This is a genomic window from Aquiflexum sp., from assembly GCF_977115555.1.
Genome location: NZ_CDSBKL010000383.1, coordinates 1 through 3,787, shown reverse-complemented (window position 1 = coordinate 3,787; position 3,787 = coordinate 1). Strand labels below are relative to the sequence as shown.

4 protein-coding genes are annotated in these 3,787 nt (G+C 41.6%); 2 read left to right on the top strand and 2 right to left on the bottom strand.

Translation table 11 applies throughout. The features are described 5' to 3' along the window. Both ACZFYI_RS17045 and ACZFYI_RS17040 read right to left on the bottom strand, forming a co-directional pair. The coding region (locus ACZFYI_RS17045; protein WP_462525331.1) for a DUF885 domain-containing protein at positions 1 to 1,043 on the bottom strand (1,043 nt) is incomplete at its 3' end. Positions 1,044 to 1,280: 237 nt separating this feature from the next. Further along, on the bottom strand, positions 1,281 to 2,159 hold the full coding sequence (locus tag ACZFYI_RS17040; protein ID WP_462525330.1) for an AraC family transcriptional regulator: 879 nt from the start codon (positions 2,157 to 2,159) through the stop codon (positions 1,281 to 1,283). Positions 2,160 to 2,341: 182 nt separating this feature from the next. Between ACZFYI_RS17040 and ACZFYI_RS17035 the strand changes: the two genes are divergently transcribed. Together ACZFYI_RS17035 and ACZFYI_RS17030 are read left to right on the top strand one after the other, a co-directional pair. Further along, positions 2,342 to 3,232, top strand: a complete 891-nt coding sequence (locus tag ACZFYI_RS17035) for a dihydrodipicolinate synthase family protein (RefSeq protein ID WP_462525329.1) — start codon at positions 2,342 to 2,344, stop codon at positions 3,230 to 3,232. A 268-nt stretch (positions 3,233 to 3,500) separates the two neighbouring features. Beyond that, positions 3,501 to 3,787, top strand: a 287-nt coding sequence (locus ACZFYI_RS17030) for an aldehyde dehydrogenase family protein (RefSeq protein WP_462525328.1), incomplete at its 3' end; no start/stop codon positions are given.

The following is a 3,787-nucleotide window of genomic DNA, read 5'->3' as shown; positions in this document are numbered from 1 at the left end:
CCACCCAAGAAAAATGGACTGACTTTTTGCCGTTCGGCTGACATCATGGATGTTCTCCAGGTTTCTTTGGCCATCTCGGGTATGGTCATCAGGTCTCTTTCTTCCAAAAAAGCAATGGCTTCCTCCGCCATTTCACCTACCATCTGCGGCCATTCCCCTGCCGGGACGTAGGTGTTTTTGACTTTTTCCAAAGCAGCTTTCCAGTCATTGCCAAACCCCATTTCCTGAGAAGCCTTGAGCATTTCACGCTCGCACCAAGCATATTGTTTTTCTCCTTCGGCAAGAAGTTCCTCTGCAGAATAGGGAACCATGTTAAAGAGTAATTCCTTTTCAATCGCAATTTTTCCTACCGGTTTGCCGATGATGCCTGAACCGTCATCTTTGACCACAGTATTCACAAAATGCTTTTTCAAAAAATCCGAATACCCCGTCATGACTTTTGAAAGACTTTCCATGGGCATTTTCATCCACCAAGTAAATTCGGGATCGTAGTCAAAATAAAATTTATACGCTTCCTCTGTACTTTTTCTCATGGCTTCCACTACTCCCGCGGCCAATTCAGCCTTTTGCCAACTGTCGTATGGTTTTGATTTCTTTTCAGCTTCCCATTTCTTGTTCAATTCCTGTTCAACCAGTGCGAAAGTAGCCGCCAATTCCTGCGCATTGGGCTTGATGGCCATTCTTCTGGCTTGGTAGAATTTTTCCAATGGCGCTGCAAAGTCTGTTACAGATTTGACAGCTTTATATTCCTCATAAGATGCGGAGTGGAAATAGCTTTCTTTTTCAAGGAAATTTTTGAAAATCTGATAGTCCAGTTTTCCGTCCAAGGAATAGGAATCGTACGGCATTTTTTCCAAAGCATCGAGCCAGTCTTTGTACAGTATGTCTATTCTTTCAAAATATTCATCCGAAAGGGGATTGTTGTACTTTCTATTCAGGGCGCTTCGATCCGCCTGAAAGCTCATGATGGCAGGGTACAGTTCGGAGGCGGAAGCCTGCAAAGCCATTAAAAGGAAAAAGGAAAATAGGAGGAGTTTTTTCATGGTTTTTGGAAATGGATTTGTGTTCTGAATGATTTTGTATTGGGCTTGTAATTCTTACTATTTATAAAGCCCAAATTAAAGGGATTTGTGAGCTACTTTTCCTTCAAAACTAGCTTATCAAAGTAACATGATTTCAAAGAAGCAGAAACCCTAATTCATGAATTTAGGTAAATTTGTGAAGTTGACTTCATGATTTTAGCTAAATTTGTGAAGTTGATATACTGCGTTATTTAAATTCTAGCTTTGGAATTTTATCTTTCTCCGAAAATCCTTCGGGGTTTCATTTCTGAATTTTTTAAAAGCCCTATTAAAGTAAGAAAGATTTTGGAAACCGGCTTGGTAAGCTATTTGGGAAATCGACATGTCGGTATTTTGGAGCAGGTGACAGGATTTGTGGATCCGGAGTTCGTTGAGGAACTCTGTATAGGTTTTCCCCGTCCGGTCTTTAAAGAAGCGGCAAAAAGCCTCCTTGCTCATATTGGCGGTATCAGCCACTTCCTTGAGGCTTATGTTTCGGTGGTTTTCCGCAAGAATAAAAGCCATGACATGGCCCATCCTTTTGCCCTCCAATTCTGAATAATCCCTGATTGGAATCAGGCGGTTGAGAGGTTCCATCGCCTTGGATTGCTGTAGGTTTCGGATCATTTCCAATGCGGAAAGGACCTTTTCCAATCCTGATTTATTGCCAAAGGAAAGGATCCGATTTTTTAGGGACTCCCTGATTTCTCCCTTGATGGCATAGCAACCTTTGATGGTATTGACCCATTGTCTGAGTTCGAGAAATTCTTCGACTTCCCAAATGCCTTTGCCCAAAGCCTCAAAATCTAAGAAAATCGTGTTGCTGACGGATTTGATGGTATTTGTTTTGAGAAAATATTCCTCATCAGACCGGAATACATGAGGAACATTTGAACTCAGCAGGTAAATGTCTCCAGGTTCAAACCTTCCCAAATAATCTCCAACCATCAATTGGCCTTTACCTTCGAGGATAAGGGTTAGCTGCCACTCCGGATGCTGATGCAGTTTGTCATAGAAGTGACTCCCTTCATCCACCTGATAGCGGACAAACTCCTTTTGTGATTTGGGGATTTTGAAGGGGATTACTTTTAGACTCATATTTTAGAAGCAAGAAACGAGAGACATAAATAAAGAACTGGCTTTCGTTAAATTCCAATATGATATTAATTCATTTTTTTCGAAAAGTCTATTTTCAAATCAATATGATATCACTATTGACTAATTAAGTGTATGTATCCGAATTGGATTACTTATATCTTTGAATAAAAAAATCTACAACTATGAATTGGCAAGGTGTATTTCCGGCAGTGACGACCAAGTTCCATCAGGATGGAAGTTTGGACATGGACATGTTTTTCAAAAACCTCGATGCACAGCTCGAAGCAGGCGTGCATGGAATCATTCTTGGAGGCACTTTGGGTGAATCCTCTGTACTTAGTTTGGAGGAAAAAATCCAGTTGACAACCGAAACCGTGAAGTATGTCAATGGCAAAGTTCCTGTTATCTTAAATATTGCCGAAGGAGCAACGAGAGACGCAATATTTTGGGCACACAAAGCAAAAGAAATGGGAGCTTCAGGACTGATGCTTTTGCCTCCGATGCGCTATGGTTCTGATCCGAGGGAGACTGTTGCTTACTTCAAGGCCGTGGCCAACAGCACTGATTTACCGATCATGATTTATAACAATCCGGTGGATTACAAGACTTTGGTAACCTTGTCTATGTTTGAGGAATTGACCGATTGCCCAAATATCCAAGCAGTCAAAGAATCTACAAGAGACATCTCCAATGTGACGAGGATGAGAAACCTATTTGGAGACAGGTTCAAAATCCTCTGCGGAGTCGATACTTTGGCAATGGAAGAATTGCTGATGAGCGCTGACGGGTGGGTTGCCGGGTTGGTTTGTGCTTTTCCAAAAGAGACTGTTGCCGTCTATAACCTCGTGAAGGCCGGAAAGACAGAAGAGGCTTTAAAAATCTACCGTTGGTTCTTACCTTTATTGGAACTCGATATCCATCCGAAACTCGTACAATACATCAAACTCGCTGAGCAGATGGCAGGCATCGGAACAGAATGGGTCCGTGCGCCTAGACTGACTTTGATTGGTGAAGAAAGGGTGAAAATCGAAAATATCATCAAAAGGGGATTGGAACATAGGCCTAACCTGTAATACGATTTAAGATTTGCGAATTACGATTTACAGGTACCAAGAACAAAGTACCAAGTACGAAGTAGGTGAACTTTAATTGGTTTCTTCTCAATATATTTTTGATAAGAAAAGACTTCTCACGATGTTCGAAGTGACAAGGTGAAGTTTATTTGGTTTCTTGATTTTCTTTTTGGCAAGAACAAGACTTTGGAAATAGGACAACAAGACAACCTGATAACCCGACAACAATTACAACAAATAGAACAATTACAACCATTAACCAAACTCCATGACCTACGACCAGATTTTTGCCAAAGCACAGGAAGCATTTTTGTTTTATAAAAACCTTCCAGGAAAAGAGAAAGCGGCTTTTCTCCGAAAAATCGCAGATGGATTGGAGGCTGAAAAAGCCACCATTATCCCTTTGGCTTCAAAAGAAAGCAACTTACCTGAAGGAAGGATTACCGGTGAACTTGGAAGGACCACAGGCCAGATCCGCTTGTTTGCAAAGTTGGTGGAGGAAGGAAGTTGGGTGGAAGCGACCATCGACCATGCAGATCCAAACCGCACTCCGGC